Below are 18,526 nucleotides of genomic sequence, written 5' to 3'. Positions count from 1 at the left end.
TCCGCCTGAAATACGCGTTTGCCGCGCTCGGTAAACCCGCCCGGGCAACGACACCGACACCCGCGATACCCTTTTGCAGAAGACCCTGGATGCAGTTGATCCACTGCCGTCTTCCCGATTGAAGGCAAGTTACCGCATTCAAGCCTTCCGGCAGTTGAGCGATTTCCCCCTTCCATCGGCTGACAAATCAGTTCGCAAACAATCTGCTCCCGGCTTTAGCGGTAAAAAGGCCTCAATAGACATCGCGCTGGTAGCGGTGAGCCTTCGACAAGGCATCGAGATAGGCGCCGGCCTCGCTTTCGGTCCTGTTTCCGTGGGTTGCGATAACCCGGCGGATCGCCTGATCGACATCGTTGGCCATCCGCGAGGCATCGCCACAGACGTAGATCACAGCCCCAGCCTCGAGCCACTCGAAGAAGGCTGCGCCTTCGCTTTCGATGAGATGCTGGACATAAACCTTTTCCGCCCCGTCGCGCGACCATGCGAGGCTTGCTTTCGTCAGAAGTCCGTTTTCTTGCCAGGTGCCGATCTCGTCACGGTAGAGAAAGTCGGTGGCTTCATGCTGATCGCCGAAGAACAACCAGTTTTGGCCATTTGCCTGACGCATTTCGCGTTCTTCGAGAAACGCCCTGAACGGCGCAATTCCGGTTCCCGGACCGATCATGATGACCGGAAGGGTGTCGTCTTCCGGCAGGTGAAAATGGCTTGAGCGCTGGATGTAGACGCCGACATTTCCTCCCGGTTGAAGCCGGCTGCCGAGATAGGTCGAGGCGACGCCCTTCCGATCCGTTCCGTTCAACCGGTAATGCACCTCACCGACGGTCAGGTGGACTTCGCCGTTGTGCTTCTTCGGGCTGGAAGAAATGGAGTAAAGACGCGGCTGGAGCGGACGCAGGCCTTCCACAAGCATCTGAGCGCTTAATCCATCGACGCCAGCCTGCAACAGATCTACGATGTGAGCATCGTCGAACGGCCGTTCGACTTGCCAGTTCTGCAACGTGTTTGGCGTAACGGTGACGATGTCCAGCCGGGTCAAGAGGGCGGCACGCAACTTGGTCGGTCCGGATTTCAATGAAACGCTCTCGCGGCCGGTAAAGCCACCGGCGTCCAACAGCGCTTCGACATCCGCGGCATCGTTGACCGGCCAAAGGCCCAGCGCGTCGCCGACGCTATAGTCGAGGTCTTCGCCGCCGCCGGCCAAAGACAGTTCGATGTGGTTGACGGTTTTGGCGGACCCCGGTTCGTTGAGGCAGCGGCGGTCGAGCAGCGTCGCAATGAAGGGATGGTTCTTGTCGAAAGCCGGGCCGCTTTCTTCGGGATCGGCCGCCTGCGCGGCGCCTGCCGCCAACACGAAAGCTTCGGTCTGAAAGACCGCTTCCTTCCAGCCTGCATAGTCGTCATCGTAGGCCACATCGCAGGCAACCAGTTCATGCACCCGGTTTGCGCCAAGTTCACTCAACCGGGCATCGATTTCGCGGGCGACATTGTTGAACTGCGGGTAACTGCTGTCGCCGAGGCCGCAAACGCTGAAGTTGACCGTCTCGGAAAACCGCGGCGCGTCATCGGACATCAGGGCATCATGGAAATTTTTTGCATTGTCCGTCGGTTCCCCTTCTCCGAAGGTCGCGGCGATGATGAGAACGTGGTTGGACGTTGCCAGATCCGCGGGGGCGATTGAGTCCAGCTCGGCAACAGAGGCGTCGAAGCCTTTGGTCTTCGCAAACTTCCGCAAATCCTTGGAAAGGGATTCAGCGGTTCCCGACTGCGAGCCGAACAGGATCTGCAGCGCCGTGCCCGGCGCCTCTTCCTGCGTGCCTTTGGCAGCCTCATTGGCGATCGTGAAGAGGCCGGTGAAGAGGCCGTTCAACCAGTTTCGCTGTTCGTCATCGAAGGGCGCATCGGCGGGTATGAACTCGGTCAATCCCTGAGATTGCTCATCGGTGCCCCCAACGGAGATCTTATCGAGGATGGTGGTGCTGTGCTGTGTCATGATGGGTTCTCGACTTAAGAGCGTCAGGCTGCCAGGGAATGGCCATGGAGCAGCCGGGAAAGATCGCTGTCGTCCAGCGACCTGACGAACTCCAGGAAGCTGGCTCCCGGCTCGCGCGCCGAGAGGTAATTGCCGACGATTGTTTCCACGACTTCATTGACGTCATCGGCCGGCACCGGCCCGCATAACGGTCTGGCAATTCCGTAGTCGTGATCGCTGCCTCCGCCCACCACGACATGATACCCTTCGCCGCCGTCCGGCAGGGTGGTTCCGACAAGACCGATATCGCCGATATAGTGCTGCGCGCAGGAGTTCGGGCAGCCGGTCAGATGGATGTTGATCGGACGATCGAGCGTGAAGGTTTTCTCAAGGTGGCGGACCAGTTCGGTGCCATTCTGCTTGGTGTAGGCAAGCCCGAGCTTGCATCCCCAGCGGCCCGTACACGCCACCGCTCCGGCGGCGAAAGCCGTGGCTGATGTCGGCATCGCGTTTTCTTCCAGAGCCTTGACCACTTCGGCAATGTCGTGATTTTCGATCCCTGCAATCAGCACATTCTGCCAAACGGTCAGTCGCACGTCATTGCTGCCTTTTTCCAACGCCAGACGCCCGATCAGGCGCATCTGCTCCGGCGAGAGCCGTCCCATCTCCAGGGCGACGCCGACATAGTTTCGATCGGCTGCACTCTGTCTGTGAACGCCAATGTGGGCCTGGCGCAGAACCGGGGGTCTTAGCCCGTCGTGAACAGACGACAGTGGCGTCAGCCGGAACCCGGCTTCCAGCTCCTCCAGTTTTTCCTGAGTGCGTTCGACGAACCATTCAAACCCCTTGGAATCCAAAAGGTATTTCAAGCGCGCCTTTTTCCGGTTGGTCCGGTCCGCATGCTCCACAAAGACATGCAGCATCGCCGATCCGGCCAGAACGGTCTGCTCAGGCGTGCAGACAAAGCCGGTATCGCGGGCCAGATCCCTGTGCCCGGAAATGCCGCCCAACATGATCCGGCAATAGATCCCCGGTTCCAGACCCTGGTCATTGTTCTTGATCTCAACGGCCTGGAAGCAGATGTCGTTTGAATCGCTGACCGTCGAAATGGATCCCCCACCGTCGAAGGAAATGTTGAACTTGCGCGGCAGGCCCTGCAGTTCCCGGGTGTGCAACACAAGATTTGAAAGACGGATCGTGTAGGGAGAAAGGTCAATCAGTTCGAGCGGGTCAAAGCCCGAAGTCGGCGAAGCCGTCATGTTCCGGGCAGAATCCGCTCCAGATCCGTGACAGGACAACCCAGCCTGCTGAAGATCGTACATCACGTTCAGCACGTCTTTCGGTTCAATTTCGCGGAGCTGGAAATTGCCGCGCGTCGTCACATGCGCGTAGCCACCGGCGTAGTCCTGGGCAATGTCAGCCAGCGCAAGCATCTGGTCGCCGCGCAGTTTGCAGGCCGGGAGACGCAGGCGAACCATGTAGCCCTGGCTGTTCGGTTCGACGTTGAAGAAACCCCAGTGCCTCAGAAGGAACTGGTCCAGGCCGGTGGCAATCTCGTTGCGGTCGGTCCAGCGTTCAATTCTGGCCCGCAAGTCGAGCGGGTGCAGATTGTACTTGGCGACCTCTTCCTTGCAGAGCTCTTCCAGCGGCGTTCCATAGACGTTTTCGGCTTCCGCAGCGGGGCCCGCATCCGGCTGAAAGGCCTTATGCAGGCCGAGCTTGGCCACGGCATTTGCGAGATACGCCAGTTGCTCTTCGCTAAAACCACGTTTTTCGATCGGGGCATGCATTTTCCGGTAACTCCTTGCTCCGGCATTGCCGAGAGAAAAGCGAATGACTTGAGTGGCCGTGTTACGACGCGTTGCGGAAAGGACGCTTTCCTGTCGCGTCGCCCCTCGCCCGGCCGCCTTGCGGGTTGGGAAGCTGTTCGGCGCTGATGCCGATCTGTTTCGCGCGCGCCTGCCACGCCAGACCGGCCAGGCGTTTTGCCGAAAGGATCAGATCGGCTGCTTCTTCACGTGTCGGACCTGACATGCGTTCCCCCTAGGAATTGCCGTGGATTTGGAAGACAAGGAAAAGGCAGGCCGCCGCCAGAAACGCGGAAACCAGTTGCCAGAACAAGACGGGATTTCGAACCGCCAAGGGCTCGAATTGATCTGTTTGAAACCGAGGATTCGGGCGCCGCAAGTCCTCGATGAATTCACTCAGGGCCTCATAGCGTTTACCGGGCACCGGATTGACCGCCTTGCTCAAGGCCCTGTCCACCCATTCAGGAACTCTTTCGGTCTGTGACACAGCGCTTCGGTATCTCAACCTGGATTGCGCGCGCTCGCTTGTTGCCCGCGCGACCGAACCGCCGAAAGGGAGACGCCCCGTCAGCATCTCATAGGCGATGACGCCGAGGGAAAACTGATCGCTGCGTTCGGTGCCAAGGTAACCGAGGAAGACTTCCGGGGCGGTATATTGATGGGTACCCAGGATCTCCGCCCGATCGAGCGTGGGTGCGGCTTCCATCACCCCGGCGATCCGAACAGATCCGAAATCAATGATCTTCACCGTTCCAGAGGTGTCGATCATGATGTTTTCCGGTCTCAGGTCCTGGTGGACCATCTCCTTGCGATGAAACGCCCGAAGCCCCTTTGCGATCTGTTCGAGAATGCCGCGAACTGTCTCCAGATCCGGAAGCGGGTTGTCGGTCATCCATTGCCGGAGCGTTTGTCCGTCGACGAACTCCGTTGCCACGAACAGGGACTGTTTTTCCCGGTGTGCGGGCGCCGGTCTCAGGACATGCGGCGAGGAAATCCGTCTGGCAACCCACTCTTCAAGAGCAAGTCTGCGCAGATAGCCTGGGTCGTCGCGCAGATCCATCGACGGAAACTTGAGCACCGCGGGAACACCGGTCTCCTCGTCTTCTGCCAGAAAAATATGACTGCGGCTCGTCGACTGAAGGTTTCGCAGGAGCCGATACCCCTCGTGATACCCAGGCAAGGTCGGGATTGGAGCTGCCGGAAGAAGCACTTCTCCCGTCAGCATGTCCTCGGCATCCGCGTCCGGAAGTTTTTGAACGCGCACAATCTGAATGGTCAGATTGTCGGTGCTTCCGGCATCCAGCGCGCGTTCGACAACGGTCCGCGCCGTAGCGTCGAGATCGGAGGCACTCGTTATCTCTCTGGCCAGCTCGGCCGGCGACAGGAATTCGTGCACGCCGTCTGTCGTCAACACGAATGTGTCGCCGACTTTAAGATCGATAGCCCGGTAATCAATCTCTATGGTCGCCGAGAGACCGAAGGCCCGGTTCAGGTGGCTTTGGGTCTCGGAAACATACAGACGGTGATCTTCCGTCAAGCATTCAAGACTGTTGCCGGAAAGGCGCCAGATCCTGCTGTCGCCGACGTGAAAAAGATGGCCTTGCCGCCCTTTCAACACGAGGCCGGAGAAGGTGGTGATGTAACCCCGATCTCGCGAAGCAATGTTCTTCGACTGGCTGAAGAGCCAGGAGTTCGTCGACTGAATGACCTTGCTCGCAGCCGTTCGCACGGACCACGCATCCGACGTGCAATAGTAGTCGGTCAGGAAGGATTTGACGGCTATTTCCGAAGCGATGTGGGCGACGTCGCTGCTGGATATCCCGTCCGCGAGCGCGATCGCGATACCCTTGTGAACCAACGCCTGGGCATCGGGAACCAAAGCGCCGTGAAAGTCCTGGTTTTCAGTTTTCACACCAGCCGATGAATGCTGACCCAATTGGACCTTCAACGGGTTTGCGGACGATTTCATGAGCAACGTCTGTTCACCTCAGTAAACTGCCCCGCCGGAAACGGCGGGGCAATTCGCCTTATTCGGCCGGTGTCGCAGCTGGTGCTTTTTCATAACCAGCGTTGCGTTTCGGAGACGTTCTGTAGTGGGTGGCGTAGATCATGCCGCCGACGAAGGTCAGCCCGCCGACAAGGTTGCCGAGGATGACGGGAGCTTCGTTGTAGACGATGTAATCGAACCAGGTGAAATTGCCTCCAAGCATGATGCCTGACGGGAACAGGAACATGTTGACGATGGAGTGTTCGAAGCCGAGGTAGAAGAAGACCAGTATCGGCATCCACATCGCTATGACTTTACCGGACACGGAGGTCGACATCATTGCCGCGACAACACCGGTGGAAACCATCCAGTTACACATTACGGCGCGGATGAAGACGGTCAGCAGACCGGCCCATCCGGCCGCCGCATAACCAACAGTCCGGGCTTCCCCGATGACGCCGATTTTCTGCCCGACGGCATTGGGCTCCTGACTGAAGCCCATCGTGAAGATGATTGCCATGAAAACGGCGGTCGTCATGGCGCCGGCAAAATTCCCGATGAACACGAGCCCCCAGTTGCGCAAAATCCCGCCGACGGTCACACCCGGGCGTTTTGCCCAAAAAGCCAGAGGAACAAGTGTGAAAACGCCTGTCAGAAGATCGAAGCCAAGCAGGTAAAGCATGCAAAAACCCACCGGAAACAGCAGCGAAGCCACGAGGAAGTTCCCGGTGTTAACAGCGATCGTCACGGCAAAGGCCGCCGCGAGCGCCAAAATGGCGCCCGCCATATAGGCTCGGATCAACGTATCCTTGGTGGACATGAAGACCTTGGCCTCGCCCGCGTCTATCATCTTTGTCGCGAATTCCTGTGGTGACACATATGACATTGACAGTCCTTTCACAGTTCGTTTGCCGCCTGTGCAGCCTTGGAGGAAGAGTGCTTGGCAATGGCTCCAGACCTGTACAGGCCAGGAAGCAGGTGTTGGGACGTCTCGGGCTCACAGCTTGAGCGGGAACGCGATGTTTGTAACTGGTGCTGAGAATCGAGCGCGCGGACGTCCGGCAACGCCCCAGGAAAAGTCCTGAGAGCGATGCAATCACTCAAGGCGTCATTGCCGTTGCGTCCGCCGTTGGACGCAAATCTTGGTTATGCTGAATTCAAAACTCATAAAGCACGAAGCATGCCAACTCGTCATTGCGGGTGAAATTACCGATAAAACAATTCGTTAAGCTGGAAAGCCGATCTGGCTGCCAACAGCTTCTCACGCTGCTGCCCATGAAATCGGCAGTAGCCGTACAACAATTAACCACCTAGAGGTTGGCGTTCCGTGCAAACCGGAGCCTGAACAGGCCCTCTCAGGTTTCGACGGAAACAGTCAAGCAGCGACCTTCCGGTCGTCGGCCGTAGATCGCTTGCTGTTCGCTCCGGGGCGCAACCATTCCCCTTTGCGTCTTCACAAGCCCAGGCAGGGTCTTGAGTTAAAAGCGCAGTTTTGCTTAGTGCTCGCAGGCAGTCGGGAGGGCTTCGGGACAGGCGGACAGCTCACCTTGAAGGGCGATCAGGCCACCTTGGCCTCAAGATCGAAACCGCTCGGCGCGAGGTCCTCCGCTCGGTCGGCCCGGAGCGGCGCCGACGCGTTCAAGACCCGGCGGACATCCCTGACCGGCATTGGCCGGCCGAACAGAAATCCCTGGACCTCGCAGCAACCTTGCTCGGCGAGAAACGCGAGGTGGCTTTCCGTTTCCACACCTTCGGCCAGAACCGGAATGTCCAGACTTGCTCCCAGAATGATCGTTGCCTTGACGATGGCTTCCGACTGTTTGCTGCCACCCAGATCCTTGATGAACTCCCGGTCGATCTTGATCTTGTCGAAGGGGAAGGCCTGCAAGGTTGCCAGCGAGGAATAACCGGTGCCGAAATCGTCCATGGCGATCCGGACACCGAGGTGTTTCAACTGGCGGATGACCTGGAGGGCATGAGCGGTGTCGGCGACGATACCGGTCTCGGTGATCTCCAGCTCCAGACGCGCGGGATCAAGCCCGCTTTCCCCGAGCGCATTTGCAACGACATCCGGCAGCTGGCTGTCCGCAAGTTGAACGGGAGCTACATTGACGGCAATCTTGACCGGTTCCGCCCACGAAGCGGCTTCCCGGCAGGCCGCCCCGATAGTCCAGGCCCCGATCTCCCTGATCAGACCGGTTTCCTCGGCAATCGGTATGAACTGGTAAGGCGCCACCATGCCGCGTTCCGGATGGTTCCAGCGCAACAGGACTTCCGTTCCGGTGATCTTCCGGGTCGTGACGTCGTTTTGCAGCTGATAGTAGAGTTCGAATTCCCCGTTCTTGAGCGCGTTGCGCAAATCGAGAGCGAGAGCGCTTCGTTCCCGTTTTTGCTTGTCCTGTTCCGGATCGTAGCGGACAGGTCTGTTGCCGCCTTCGACCTTGGCGCGGTGCATGGCCTGTCCCGCAGCCTCAAGGAGTTCCGGAGCAGTGGTTCCGTGATCGGGATATGTCGCGTAACCGATGTTGCACGCGGCCTGAATTCTTTCCCCCTGCAAGGTCACCGGCCGGGCGACAAGAGCCTGAACGCGTTTGCACAGATCGAGCTTGTACCCCAGGGCATAGACCGGTCTGCCCACGATCACGAATTCATCGGCGCTGGTCCTTGCCACGAACTCCCCTTCGTCGAGCCCCTCCGAAAGGTTCGTGGCAACATGGCGAAGAAGTGCATCCCCACCCGTGTGACCGAGCACTTCGTTGACTTCCTTGAACCGGTTCAGGTTGCAGTTCAGAATTACAATTCGCGCATTGTCCATCGACATCCGCGAGAGAGCCGTTTCCAGAAATCCGCTAAGAGCATGCCGGTTCGGCAGACCGGTCAGGGGATCATGACGCGCCAGATGGTTCAAACGGCCGTCCGCGGCCGCGGAACTCACCGTGTCGATGGAATAGGTGATCATTGCCGACAGCATCAGCACACTCATCGTGAAAACAACGGCAACTCCGACCAGTTGGTTGGAGACCAGATCCCTGGCCGCGCCGTCGAGGCGCAGGGGCAGAAGATCGACACCTGCCATTGCAACGAAATGCAGGCTGGCCACAGCGAGAATGAAACTGAGCGCCGCGCCATGTTTGCAATAGCGGGTCATGGGTCGGGCGATCCGGCTGGCCGCGGCCATTCCAAATGCACAGGACAGGATAACCGAAACGATGACGAAGACCGTTTCGAGGGTCATTATCCCCGAAATCTGCATGGCCTTGACGCCGATGAAATGCATGGCCGCTATCGATCCGCCGAAGACGAGCCCGCCGACCTCGATCAGAAGGGAGCGTTGGGTCAGGCTGCTGATCAGAAGACCTGTCGTGGTTCCGGCGATCGCGACCAGGAGTGAAATCGCAGTCAATCCCAAGTCGTAGCCCAGGATCAGCGGACTTTTGTAGGCGATCATCGAGACAAAGTGGGTTGACCAGATCGTGCCGCCGGCAATCAGGCCGGACAAAAACAACCAGAGAAATTTCAGGTTTCCCTGCGTCCGCCGAACTCTCGCAAAAAGGCGCATGGTCAGGACCGCCCCGAACGTCAGGATCAGGACCGCCATGGCGAGAAAAACCGGATCATGCTCGAAGGTTATGCAGGAAAGGACAGTCAGCATCTTGGTCTCCAGAAGCCGACAGTTTACCTTTGGTCCCGGTTGGAGTCGTAAAGGTCACGACCTCCGCCGCTCTAAGGTAAACAAACTCCTTCACACGACAACCTTCTGAATTCATTCATTCTTTTCTCAAGCGTCCGGCCAAAACCCCACACGCGCCATTTATATGAGATTTTACTTATTTACCGTTTGCGCGAGAAATTGCTGCGCTGCGACAGTTCATTGTTTCAACGTACAAAAAAGCCCGCAGCAAAGCCGCGGACCTTCAGGGCGTTTCGGTACTGTCAATTTTGCAGGGGTCTCAGGCCGTCTTCGCCTTGAACTCGATCCGCCGGCGGTGCAGCACCGGTTCCGTGTAGCCGCTCGGCTGCTTCGTGCCTTCCAGCACGAGGTCGCAGGCGGCCTGGAAAGCGACGGACTTGTCGAAATCGGCGGCCATCGGACGGTAGTTCGGGTCGCCTGCGTTCTGCTCGTCGACGACAGCGGCCATCTTCTTCAAGGTGGCCACCACCTGGTCCTCGCCGGCGACGCCGTGATGCAGCCAGTTCGCGATGTGCTGCGAGGAAATGCGCAAGGTGGCGCGGTCTTCCATCAGGCCGACATTGTTGATGTCCGGAACCTTGGAGCAGCCGACCCCCTGTTCGACCCAGCGCACCACATAACCGAGAATGCCTTGAGCGTTGTTGTCGAGTTCGGCCTGGATATCCTCCGGTGTCCAGTTGGGCCGCTCGGCGACGGGGATCGACAGGATGTCTTCCAGTTTCGCCGGTTCGCGGGATGTCAGTTCCGCCTGCCGGTCCTTCACCGAAACCTTGTGGTAGTGGAGCGCATGCAATGTCGCAGCCGTGGGCGACGGTACCCAGGCGGTGTTGGCACCGGCCATAGGGTGACCGATCTTCTGCTCCAGCATGTCGTGCATCAGATCGGGCATGGCCCACATGCCCTTGCCGATCTGGGCGTGACCCGGCAGGCCGCAGGCGAGACCGACATCGACGTTGTTGTTCTCATAGGCCGCGATCCATGTGGCGGCCTTCATGTCGCCCTTGCGGATCATCGGGCCGGCCTCCATGGAGGTGTGCATCTCGTCGCCGGTGCGGTCGAGGAAGCCGGTATTGATGAAGAACACCCGGTCCTTCGCCTGGCGGATGCATTCCTTGAGGTTCACCGTGGTGCGGCGCTCCTCGTCCATGATGCCCATCTTCAGCGTGTTGCGCGCAAGGCCGAGCGCGTCCTCGACGCGGTCGAAGATCTCGCAGGCGAAGGCGACTTCCTCGGGTCCATGCATCTTCGGCTTGACGATATAGACCGAACCGGCCCGGCTGTTGGTCTCCCGGCCGTTCGGTCCGATGTCGTGCAGCGCGATCAGCGAGGTGATCATGGCGTCGAGCAGGCCTTCCGGCACTTCGTTGCCGTCCCTGTCGAGCACCGCATCGATGGTCATCAGGTGACCGACGTTGCGCACCAGCAGCAGCGAGCGGCCGTGCAGGGTCAGGGCGCCGCCGTCAGGAGCCGTATACTGCCGGTCGGCATGCATGCGCCGGGTCACCGTCTCGCCGCCCTTCTCGAATGTTTCCTCCAGATCGCCCTTCATCAGGCCGAGCCAGTTGGAATAGACGACGACCTTGTCCTCCGCGTCGACGGCGGCGACGGAATCTTCGCAGTCCATGATTGTGGACATGGCGGATTCCAGAACGACGTCGGAGATATGCGCCTTGTCGGTCTTGCCGATCGGATGCCGGCTGTCGACGTTGATTTCCAGATGCAGTCCGTTCCTGACCAGAAGCACCTTGTAAGGTGCTGCCGTGTCGCCGGAAAAGCCGGCGAACTGGGACGGATCCGAAAGGGAGGTTGTCCCGGTTTCCGTCGAAATCCGAAGATGTTCGCCTTCGATGGAGAAACCGGTCACTGCCGACCAGCTTTCGGACGCAAGCGGAGCGGCTTCGTCGAGCACCTTGCGGGCGTAGGCGATCACCTCCGCACCGCGCGCCGGATCGAAGCCACCGGGCTTCGGCGAGGTGCCCATGGCATCGGTACCGTAGAGCGCGTCGTAGAGCGAGCCCCAGCGCGCGTTGGCGGCGTTCAAAGCGTAGCGCGCGTTCATCACCGGGACGACAAGCTGCGGTCCGGCCACCTGGCCGATTTCCGGATCGACATTTTGCGTGCCGACCTGAAAGTCGCCGCCTTCCGGCACCAGATAGCCTATTTCGGAGAGGAACGCCTTGTAAGTCCCCATGTCCGGCGTTCCGGGATTGGACTTGTGCCAGGCATCTATCGTGGCCTGGAGGCTATCGCGCTTTTCCAGAAGTGCCCGGTTTTTCGGCGCCAGATCGTGAATCAGGGCGGAAAGGCTTTTCCAGAAACCGTCCTGCTCGACCCCGGTCTCCGGCAATGCCTTTTCGTTGATGAAGTCGTAAAGATCCCTGGCGACTTGCAATCCGTGAGCTTCGATCCGGCCGGTCATGGTTTGTCTCCACGTTGAGCTTATGATTTGTCGTCCGGAGGCACGCAGCCCGGACATTCAGGTGCTGTTTTGGGGTCTAAGCGGGCAAGCGTCAATTGGTCCGTGCCAAGCATGACTTTTTCTAAAATGGAAAAAATGTCGCGAATTATCGCCATCGGAGAGGGGCGTCTGGCGAAAAATCCGCTCTTTCCGTTCCGGTCGTAATCGGTTAGCGGTACGCTCCCACCCAAATCTCGGCAAAGGGTTTCATGCTCACCATCGCAAAACGGCTCGGCGGTCCGTCTTACGGCAACGCAATCGTCCTGCTCTGCCTCACAACGCTGTTCTGGGGCGGGAATACCGTCGCCGGACGGCTCGCGGTCGGCGAAGTCTCGCCCATGATGGTGGTGTTCCTGCGCTGGGTGATCGTCGCGGCGATCCTGCTCCCCCTGACCTGGGTGCGCCTGCGGGAGGAATGGCCGCTGATGAGGCCCTATCTCCTGCGCATGATCCTGATGGCGACCTTCGGCTTCATCGGTTTCAACTCGCTGTTCTATGTCGCGGCCACCCACACGATGGCGGTGAATATCGGGATCATCCAGGGATCGATACCGATCCTGGTCCTGATCGGCTCGATGATCGTATTCGGCACGAAGGTGCGCGCCCTTCAGGCTTTGGGCATTTTGCTGACCCTTGCCGGGGTGACCCTGATCGCCTCCCAGGGCAGCCTGGAAGCGCTCAGGGCGCTCGCCGTCAATCCGGGCGACGGCATCATGCTGACCGCCTGCGTACTTTATTCCGGCTATACCCTGGCGCTGCGCAACCGGCCGCAGGTCTCCGGGTTGAGCTTTTTTGCGCTCCTGTCGGCGATCTCCGTGGTTGCCTCCCTGCCCGGGCTCGCGCTGGAAGCGTCGATCGGCGCTGTGCAATGGCCAACTCTCGAAGGCTGGCTCGTCGTGCTCTATATCGCGCTGTTCCCCTCCTGCATCGCCCAGATCTTCTTTATTCGGGGAGTGGAACTGATCGGCCCGGCCCGCGCCGGTGTCTTCGTCAACCTCGTGCCGGTCTTCGCCTCGGGTCTCGCGGTCGCGATCCTCGGCGAACCGTTCGAATGGCACCACGGGACGGCGCTTTTCCTTGTCCTCGGCGGTATCTGGCTATCCGAGCGGCGGGCATCCCGCTAGGTTTCGAGCGCTCCCTTGAGTGGGCAGCGCGCTCCTTCCCTTACATTGCCGTAATTTCCTCAAATATTCTTCGGCCTTAACGGCATGAAAGAGATTTTGGCCTCATTATCCGCAGCGGAATGCCCGCCTCGCATCACCCCCCGACAGGTGGGGTTGATCCGATCACTCATTTGAATTCGCGACACCGGCAAGGCACACTGGCCAGATGGAAACTCCTTTGATAACAGGCGCTTTCGCGCTGTTACTGTTTACGATCGCATTGTTGCAGCCGCTTGCGCGCCGGCTTGGCCTGGCGCCCAGCGTGCTGCTGGCCATGGTCGGCACGCTGATCGGTATCCTGGCGACCTACCTGCTCTACACGCCCCGGACCAACGCCTTCAATGAAATTGCCTATCTGTTCGTGCATCCGCCGTTCAATTCGGAGATGATCCTTTATATCTTCCTGCCGCTCCTGTTGTTTCAAACCAGCCTGACGCTGGATGTCCGGCGGCTTTTCGAAGATATCTGGCCGGTGCTCGTCATGGCGGTGGTGGCCGTCTTTGTTGCCACCGCCTTTATCGGCTTCGCCCTTTATCCGCTGTCCGGCATGACCCTGGTCGCCTGTCTCCTGCTCGGAGCCATCGTCGCGACCACCGACCCCGTTGCCGTCGTCGCCATCTTCCGGGATATCGGCGCGCCGCCCCGGCTGGGCCGGATCGTCGAGGGCGAAAGCCTATTGAACGATGCCGCCGCCATCGTTCTCTTCGTCATACTGCTGGGGCTTATCACCGGCGAGCACACCATGACCGGCGGCGAGGCGTTGATCGCCCTTGCCAGATCCTTCGTCGGCGGAATCCTCGTCGGTGCGTTTCTCTCCCGGATCGCCGTGCTTCTTCTGCCGGTCATGCGCGATCTGCCGCTTGCCCAGGTGACGCTGAGCCTGGCGCTGCCTTACGGTATTTACGTGCTAAGCGACCAGTTCGTGGACGTTTCCGGCGTCGTGGCCGTCGTGAGTGCCGGCGTCGTCTTCAATCTCTATGGCCCAGCGCGCATCCAACCTGCCAACTGGCACTTTCTCCACTCCGTCTGGGAACAGTTGTCCTACTGGGCCGCATCGCTGATCTTCCTGTTGTCCGCGATCCTGATCCCCCGCTTCGTGGAAGGCTTCGCCCCGCTCGACATTCTGTTGCTTTTCGTGGTGATCGTCGCCGCGCTCGCCGCAAGGGCCGTCGTGGTTTTCGGCCTGCTGCCGGTGCTGAAAACCCTCGGAGCCGCCCAGACGGTCAACACCAAGTTCAAGACCGTGATCCTGTGGGGCGGCATGCGTGGCGCCGTGACCCTGACGCTGGCTCTCAGCGTGTCCGAGCACGCCATGCTTTCCGATGAAGTTTCCGGTTTCATCACCAAGCTGGCGACCGGGTTCGTTCTGTTCACCCTGCTCGTTTACGGAACCAGCCTGAAACCGCTGATCAGACTTTTGGGACTGGACCGGCTGAACGCGCGCGACGAGGCGCTCAGGACACAGTACCTGTCGCTGGCGCTCGCAGATGTCCGCCAGGAAATCGAAACCGTCGCAACCGCATATCACATCGACCCGCATGTTTCCTACGAAGTCGTGAAGGACTACCGCGACCGGGTCGCCACGGCGGCGTCCGAGACCAACCGCCTGGAGGAACTGAAAGACAAGGACCGTGTCCTGATCGGACTGATAGCGCTTGCCGACCGCGAACAGCAACTCGTGCTGGAGCATTTTCACAGCAAGACCATTTCGGGCCGGGCGGTCTCGCGGTTTCTCACACTGACCGGACGGATCGGGGATCTGACGCGCGCCGAAGGCCGCTCCGGCTATAACAGGGCCACCCGCCAGCCACTGAAATTCGGGCCCGGCTTCCGGCTGGCGCAGTCTCTTCAACGGCGGCTCGGCATCGCCCGGCCTCTGGCGATCCGGCTGGCCGACCGGTTCGAGTTCCTGCTGGTCTACCGCATCCTTGCCGACGAGCTGATCGAGTACAACAGACACCGCATCCGTCCGCTGCTCGGCGACCGTGTCGCCGGAATCCTGGACGATACGCTGTGCAACCGGCAGGACGAAACCGTCCAGGCAATCGAGGCGCTTCGCCTGCAATATCCGGACTACGCCGATACGCTGGAAAGCCAGTTCCTGCGCAAGGCGGGCGTCAGGCTCGAGGAAACCGCTTACGACGAAGCCAGGGACCAGATGCTGATCGGTACGGAACTTCATCAGAACCTGCTCAGGGATGTGGAGCGCTCCCGGCGGGCCAGCCACAAGAGACCGAAGCTGGATCTCGGCCTGAAAACGCTCGACCTGATCCGCAGCCATCCGCTGTTTGCCGACCTGCCCGCCAAACAGCAAAAGGCCATCGGCAAGAAAATGCGGCCGCAATTCGCCATACCGCATGAAAAGCTGATCCGTCGGGGCGACAGGGGCGACGCCGCCTATTTCATCGCTTCGGGCGCCGTCGAAGTCCGTACGCCGTCCCACAATGTCCGGCTGGGGCGGGGCGACGTATTCGGCGAGATCGCGCTGATGACCGGTGGCCGGCGCAACGCCGATGTGGTCGCGCTTGGCTACTGCCAGCTTCTGTGCCTGAGTGCGCAGGACTTCAAGACGCTGATGGAAGTCCATCCGGAACTGCGCGAACATGTGATCAAGCTCGCAGCGGAGCGCCAGTTGATGAATGCCGACCCGGGCCAGGAAATCGAGGACCCGGTCGTGCCGCAGTTCCGGACCGAAAAGGGCGGCGAAGAAACAGCAGGCAAGCCTGCGCCGAACGAGGCACCAGAACCCGGCGATGTCGCGGATACACAAAGCACGGCCGTTGAAAACGGCGCCACTTCGAGCCCGGACCCCGCCGGCGGCGAAGCGGGGCCGGACGGGGATGCTATCGAAAACGCCGAAGGGCAGGCAAAAAAAGAGACCGCGTCAGGCTAACGCGGTCCCCTCCTCTGTCCCGGGCCGGCGCCCTCACCCGGCCTTCTGGATTTCCACCGAGTGCGGATACGGAATGGAAATGCCGCCGGCGTCGAAAGCTTCCTTGACCGTCTTGAGCATGTGGAACTTGAGCTCCCAGTAATCTCCGGCGTCACACCAGAGCCTCACGCCGAGATCGACCGAACTGTCGCCGAGATTGGTCACGCGCACCCAGGGTTCGGGATCCTTGTGGACGCGTTCGTCCGCGCCGGCCACGTCCAGCACGATCTGGATGGCCTTGTCGGCATCGTCGCCGTAGTCGATGCCGAAGCTCAGATCGAGGCGCCGGGTGGAATGGGCGGAGAAATTGGTGATCACCGTTCCCCAGGCCTTGCCGTTCGGCAGAATGATCTGGACATTGTCGGGCGTCACGAGTTCGGTGACGAAGATGTTGAGATCCTTCACCGTGCCCGAGGTTCCGCCGATGTCGACGAACTGGCCGAGCTTGTAGGGCCGGAAAATGATCAGCATGACGCCGGCGGCGATGTCGCTCAATGTGCCCTGCAAAGCCAGCCCGATCGCCAATGTGCCGGCGCCAAGGACAGCCACGAGGCTGGTCGCCTGAATGCCGAAGAGCTGAAGGACGGCGATCAGCGTGACCAGAAGCACCAGCCAGCGCACGATCGACGCGGCGAAGCCACCGATCGTGTCGTCGATCCGCGGATGACTGACGATCCTTCTTCTGACCATCCCGGACAGGAAACCGGCCAGAATCCAGCCGACTATCAGGACAATAACGGCTTTCGCCGCGTTAATGATCAACGGCGTATACGCGCTGAACTCACCCATCGCTTCTTCCATGAAATCGCCTCCGTCCAAACAAAATTTCCCCTGCGGGAGTCTTAACAGCGCCGGAATGCACTTGCTAGCGTCGAGTGTCGCGCCAGTCCTCAAGGAACGCCGCCATGTCTTCGTTGCCACACCCGGCGATATACGCCGGGTATAGAACACTGCCTGCTTCAAGCAGTAGCCGGGCGCAGGCGATGTGATCGGCCTCCGGCCGTTTCGGGGCGAACTCGGCCCCATGGACGACCGTGTCCAGAGCGTCTCCGCCATAGCCGTTCTTGCGCGTCAGGTCCGGCCCGAGCGACAGGAAATAGGCCATCTCCGGCACCAGGCCGTTCCACCCGGCGATCTGCAGCGGCGACAATCCCATGTGGTCCGTCATGTCGGGATCGAACCCGGACCGCACCAGCGCCTCGAGATGCTCCAGCCGCCCCGGAGTTGCGGCAAGTTCGGTGAGAAGGCATCTGTCCGCTTTTGTTAGATGCGCTGGATCGAGTCGTCCGGTCTGGGCCGGGCTTTCGGCGCATCCGGCCAGCACGCTCTCGGTGTCCGACAGCGGGCTTGCGTACCCGCGCTCCCCGAGGAACCTGGCGGCCGGTCCGTTGCCGTAGATCAGCGCGGTCGCATAGGCTGTGTGCCCGCACCAAACGGCCTTGGCCTCGGCACCGAATTCCAGAAGCAGGTCGACAATCCGGGCCGACCTGCCCCTCCGGATGGCGTGATGAAGCGACGGGATCGAGTTCATGGGCATCCCACCGGGAAGGTCCGGCTCCGTGACATTGGGACTGGCGCCCGCTGAGAGCAGCAGCCGGACTTTCTCCTCACTCTCGAAATCGAGCGCGCGCGGCAGGGCATTGGTGCCATCCGGTATCGCCCCGAAGTCAAGCAGAAGCCTCAGAGCCCGGGAGTGTTCGAGTTCCGTGCTGTGATAGAGACTTTCATTGTCGTTGGGGTTGGCGCCCCGCTCCAGCAGCCAGCGGCCCAGTTCGTAATTGTCGGCATGGCACAACGCTCCGTAAAGGGCGGACAGTTTGCCTTCTCCGGGGCGCTGAGCGTATCCGTCGTCGACATCGGCTCCATTTGCGACCAGAAGCGCGGCTATCGCCATCATGTCTTCGGCCTTTTCCGGGCTTCGATGGACCTCCCTTGAATACGCGAGATGCAGAATCGGAGACCGGACACCAATCGTCCGCACCGCCGCGGACGGGTCCGCCGCAAGAACCGCATGCACAGCCGACAGGTCCAGGAGAGCGATCTGCAGACCGAAATCGTCATCCTTCAGGTCCGGCTCTCCGGCCAGGAGCTTTTCCGTAACCCAGTGCTGACCGTGAAAAAGCGCGATCTTGAGGCGCTCCGCCCGCTCACGCCGGTTCATAGCAGTGGTTTCCAGGGCGAATTTCAGTTTCGGCCAGCTATCCTGACCGGCCTCGCAAGCAATGACATGCAGAAAATCCGCATGCTTCAGAGACTTGTCGGGCAGCGTGTGCGCGGCGACGCGCGCCAGTGCCTGCGCCTCACCTTCCGCGTAGGCCTTTTTCAGCACACGGGCAGATCGCTTGAAACGCTCAAGAGTGGATGACTTGCCGTCAGACATGGCTTTTCTCCTGGTTCGAATGCCCGGGCGATCCGCTGGTCTCGGGCGCAGGTGAAAAACCGGCAATATGATTGGAAGTCAGGGTGCTTTCGCTTTCCGCGGATCCGGCTGCCGCCCTCATCGGCCCGCGAAGCCTGC

The 18,526-nt window shown here is 60.2% G+C and carries 11 protein-coding genes; 2 read left to right on the top strand and 9 right to left on the bottom strand.

Going from position 1 to position 18,526, the window contains the following annotated elements:
• Positions 1–232 precede the first annotated feature (232 nt).
• From JF539_RS02845 to JF539_RS02815, 7 genes are all read right to left on the bottom strand, one after another.
• Positions 233–1,990, bottom strand: coding sequence for a diflavin oxidoreductase (locus JF539_RS02845; protein ID WP_207138839.1), 1,758 nt, complete (start codon positions 1,988–1,990; stop codon positions 233–235).
• A 23-nt stretch (positions 1,991–2,013) separates the two neighbouring features.
• The gene (locus JF539_RS02840; RefSeq protein WP_207138838.1) at positions 2,014–3,759 is read right to left on the bottom strand and encodes a NirA family protein; all 1,746 of its coding nucleotides are present in this window, start codon (positions 3,757–3,759) and stop codon (positions 2,014–2,016) included.
• A gap of 61 nt (positions 3,760–3,820) precedes the next feature.
• Positions 3,821–4,003, bottom strand: a complete 183-nt coding sequence (locus JF539_RS02835; RefSeq protein WP_207138837.1) for a hypothetical protein — start codon at positions 4,001–4,003, stop codon at positions 3,821–3,823.
• 9 nt (positions 4,004–4,012) lie between these two features.
• Complete coding sequence (locus JF539_RS02830) at positions 4,013–5,746, bottom strand: bifunctional protein-serine/threonine kinase/phosphatase (RefSeq protein ID WP_209016978.1); 1,734 nt, start codon at positions 5,744–5,746, stop codon at positions 4,013–4,015.
• A gap of 58 nt (positions 5,747–5,804) precedes the next feature.
• A complete protein-coding gene (locus tag JF539_RS02825; RefSeq protein ID WP_207138836.1) occupies positions 5,805–6,650 on the bottom strand; it encodes a formate/nitrite transporter family protein in 846 nt (281 codons plus the stop codon).
• 672 nt (positions 6,651–7,322) lie between these two features.
• On the bottom strand, positions 7,323–9,416 hold the full coding sequence (locus tag JF539_RS02820) for a putative bifunctional diguanylate cyclase/phosphodiesterase (protein WP_207138835.1): 2,094 nt from the start codon (positions 9,414–9,416) through the stop codon (positions 7,323–7,325).
• A 298-nt stretch (positions 9,417–9,714) separates the two neighbouring features.
• Positions 9,715–11,874 (bottom strand): malate synthase G, encoded by a 2,160-nt coding sequence (locus tag JF539_RS02815; protein ID WP_207138834.1) that lies wholly within the window; start codon positions 11,872–11,874, stop codon positions 9,715–9,717.
• A gap of 248 nt (positions 11,875–12,122) precedes the next feature.
• Between JF539_RS02815 and JF539_RS02810 the strand changes: the two genes are divergently transcribed.
• Both JF539_RS02810 and JF539_RS02805 read left to right on the top strand, forming a co-directional pair.
• A complete protein-coding gene (locus JF539_RS02810; RefSeq protein WP_207138833.1) occupies positions 12,123–13,037 on the top strand; it encodes a DMT family transporter in 915 nt (304 codons plus the stop codon).
• A 205-nt stretch (positions 13,038–13,242) separates the two neighbouring features.
• Positions 13,243–15,969 carry a cation:proton antiporter gene (locus JF539_RS02805; RefSeq protein WP_207138832.1) on the top strand — a complete coding sequence of 909 codons (2,727 nt, stop codon included), beginning with the start codon at positions 13,243–13,245 and terminating at the stop codon, positions 15,967–15,969.
• A 33-nt stretch (positions 15,970–16,002) separates the two neighbouring features.
• Here JF539_RS02805 and JF539_RS02800 read toward each other — a convergent pair whose 3' ends face one another.
• Complete coding sequence (locus tag JF539_RS02800) at positions 16,003–16,809, bottom strand: mechanosensitive ion channel family protein (RefSeq protein ID WP_207138831.1); 807 nt, start codon at positions 16,807–16,809, stop codon at positions 16,003–16,005.
• 64 nt (positions 16,810–16,873) lie between these two features.
• Positions 16,874–18,388, bottom strand: coding sequence for an ankyrin repeat domain-containing protein (locus JF539_RS02795; protein ID WP_207138830.1), 1,515 nt, complete (start codon positions 18,386–18,388; stop codon positions 16,874–16,876).
• Between the last annotated feature and the right edge of the window lie 138 nt (positions 18,389–18,526).

This window comes from Roseibium aggregatum, from assembly GCF_017309185.1.
Lineage (GTDB): Bacteria > Pseudomonadota > Alphaproteobacteria > Rhizobiales > Stappiaceae > Roseibium > Roseibium aggregatum_B.
This window is presented reverse-complemented; position numbering and strand designations above follow the sequence as displayed.

Excerpts from the sequence above, each read along its gene's own strand:
- JF539_RS02835 (WP_207138837.1), bottom strand. The coding sequence starts at position 4,003 with ATGTCAGGTCCGACACGTGAAGAAGCAGCCGATCTGATCCTTTCGGCA.
- JF539_RS02800 (WP_207138831.1), bottom strand. The coding sequence starts at position 16,809 with ATGGAAGAAGCGATGGGTGAGTTCAGCGCGTATACGCCGTTGATCATT.
- JF539_RS02845 (WP_207138839.1), bottom strand. The coding sequence starts at position 1,990 with ATGACACAGCACAGCACCACCATCCTCGATAAGATCTCCGTTGGGGGC.
- JF539_RS02830 (WP_209016978.1), bottom strand. The coding sequence starts at position 5,746 with ATGAAATCGTCCGCAAACCCGTTGAAGGTCCAATTGGGTCAGCATTCA.
- JF539_RS02840 (WP_207138838.1), bottom strand. The coding sequence starts at position 3,759 with ATGCATGCCCCGATCGAAAAACGTGGTTTTAGCGAAGAGCAACTGGCG.
- JF539_RS02820 (WP_207138835.1), bottom strand. The coding sequence starts at position 9,416 with ATGCTGACTGTCCTTTCCTGCATAACCTTCGAGCATGATCCGGTTTTT.
- JF539_RS02815 (WP_207138834.1), bottom strand. The coding sequence starts at position 11,874 with ATGACCGGCCGGATCGAAGCTCACGGATTGCAAGTCGCCAGGGATCTT.
- JF539_RS02805 (WP_207138832.1), top strand. The coding sequence starts at position 13,243 with ATGGAAACTCCTTTGATAACAGGCGCTTTCGCGCTGTTACTGTTTACG.
- JF539_RS02825 (WP_207138836.1), bottom strand. The coding sequence starts at position 6,650 with ATGTCATATGTGTCACCACAGGAATTCGCGACAAAGATGATAGACGCG.
- JF539_RS02810 (WP_207138833.1), top strand. The coding sequence starts at position 12,123 with ATGCTCACCATCGCAAAACGGCTCGGCGGTCCGTCTTACGGCAACGCA.
- JF539_RS02795 (WP_207138830.1), bottom strand. The coding sequence starts at position 18,388 with ATGTCTGACGGCAAGTCATCCACTCTTGAGCGTTTCAAGCGATCTGCC.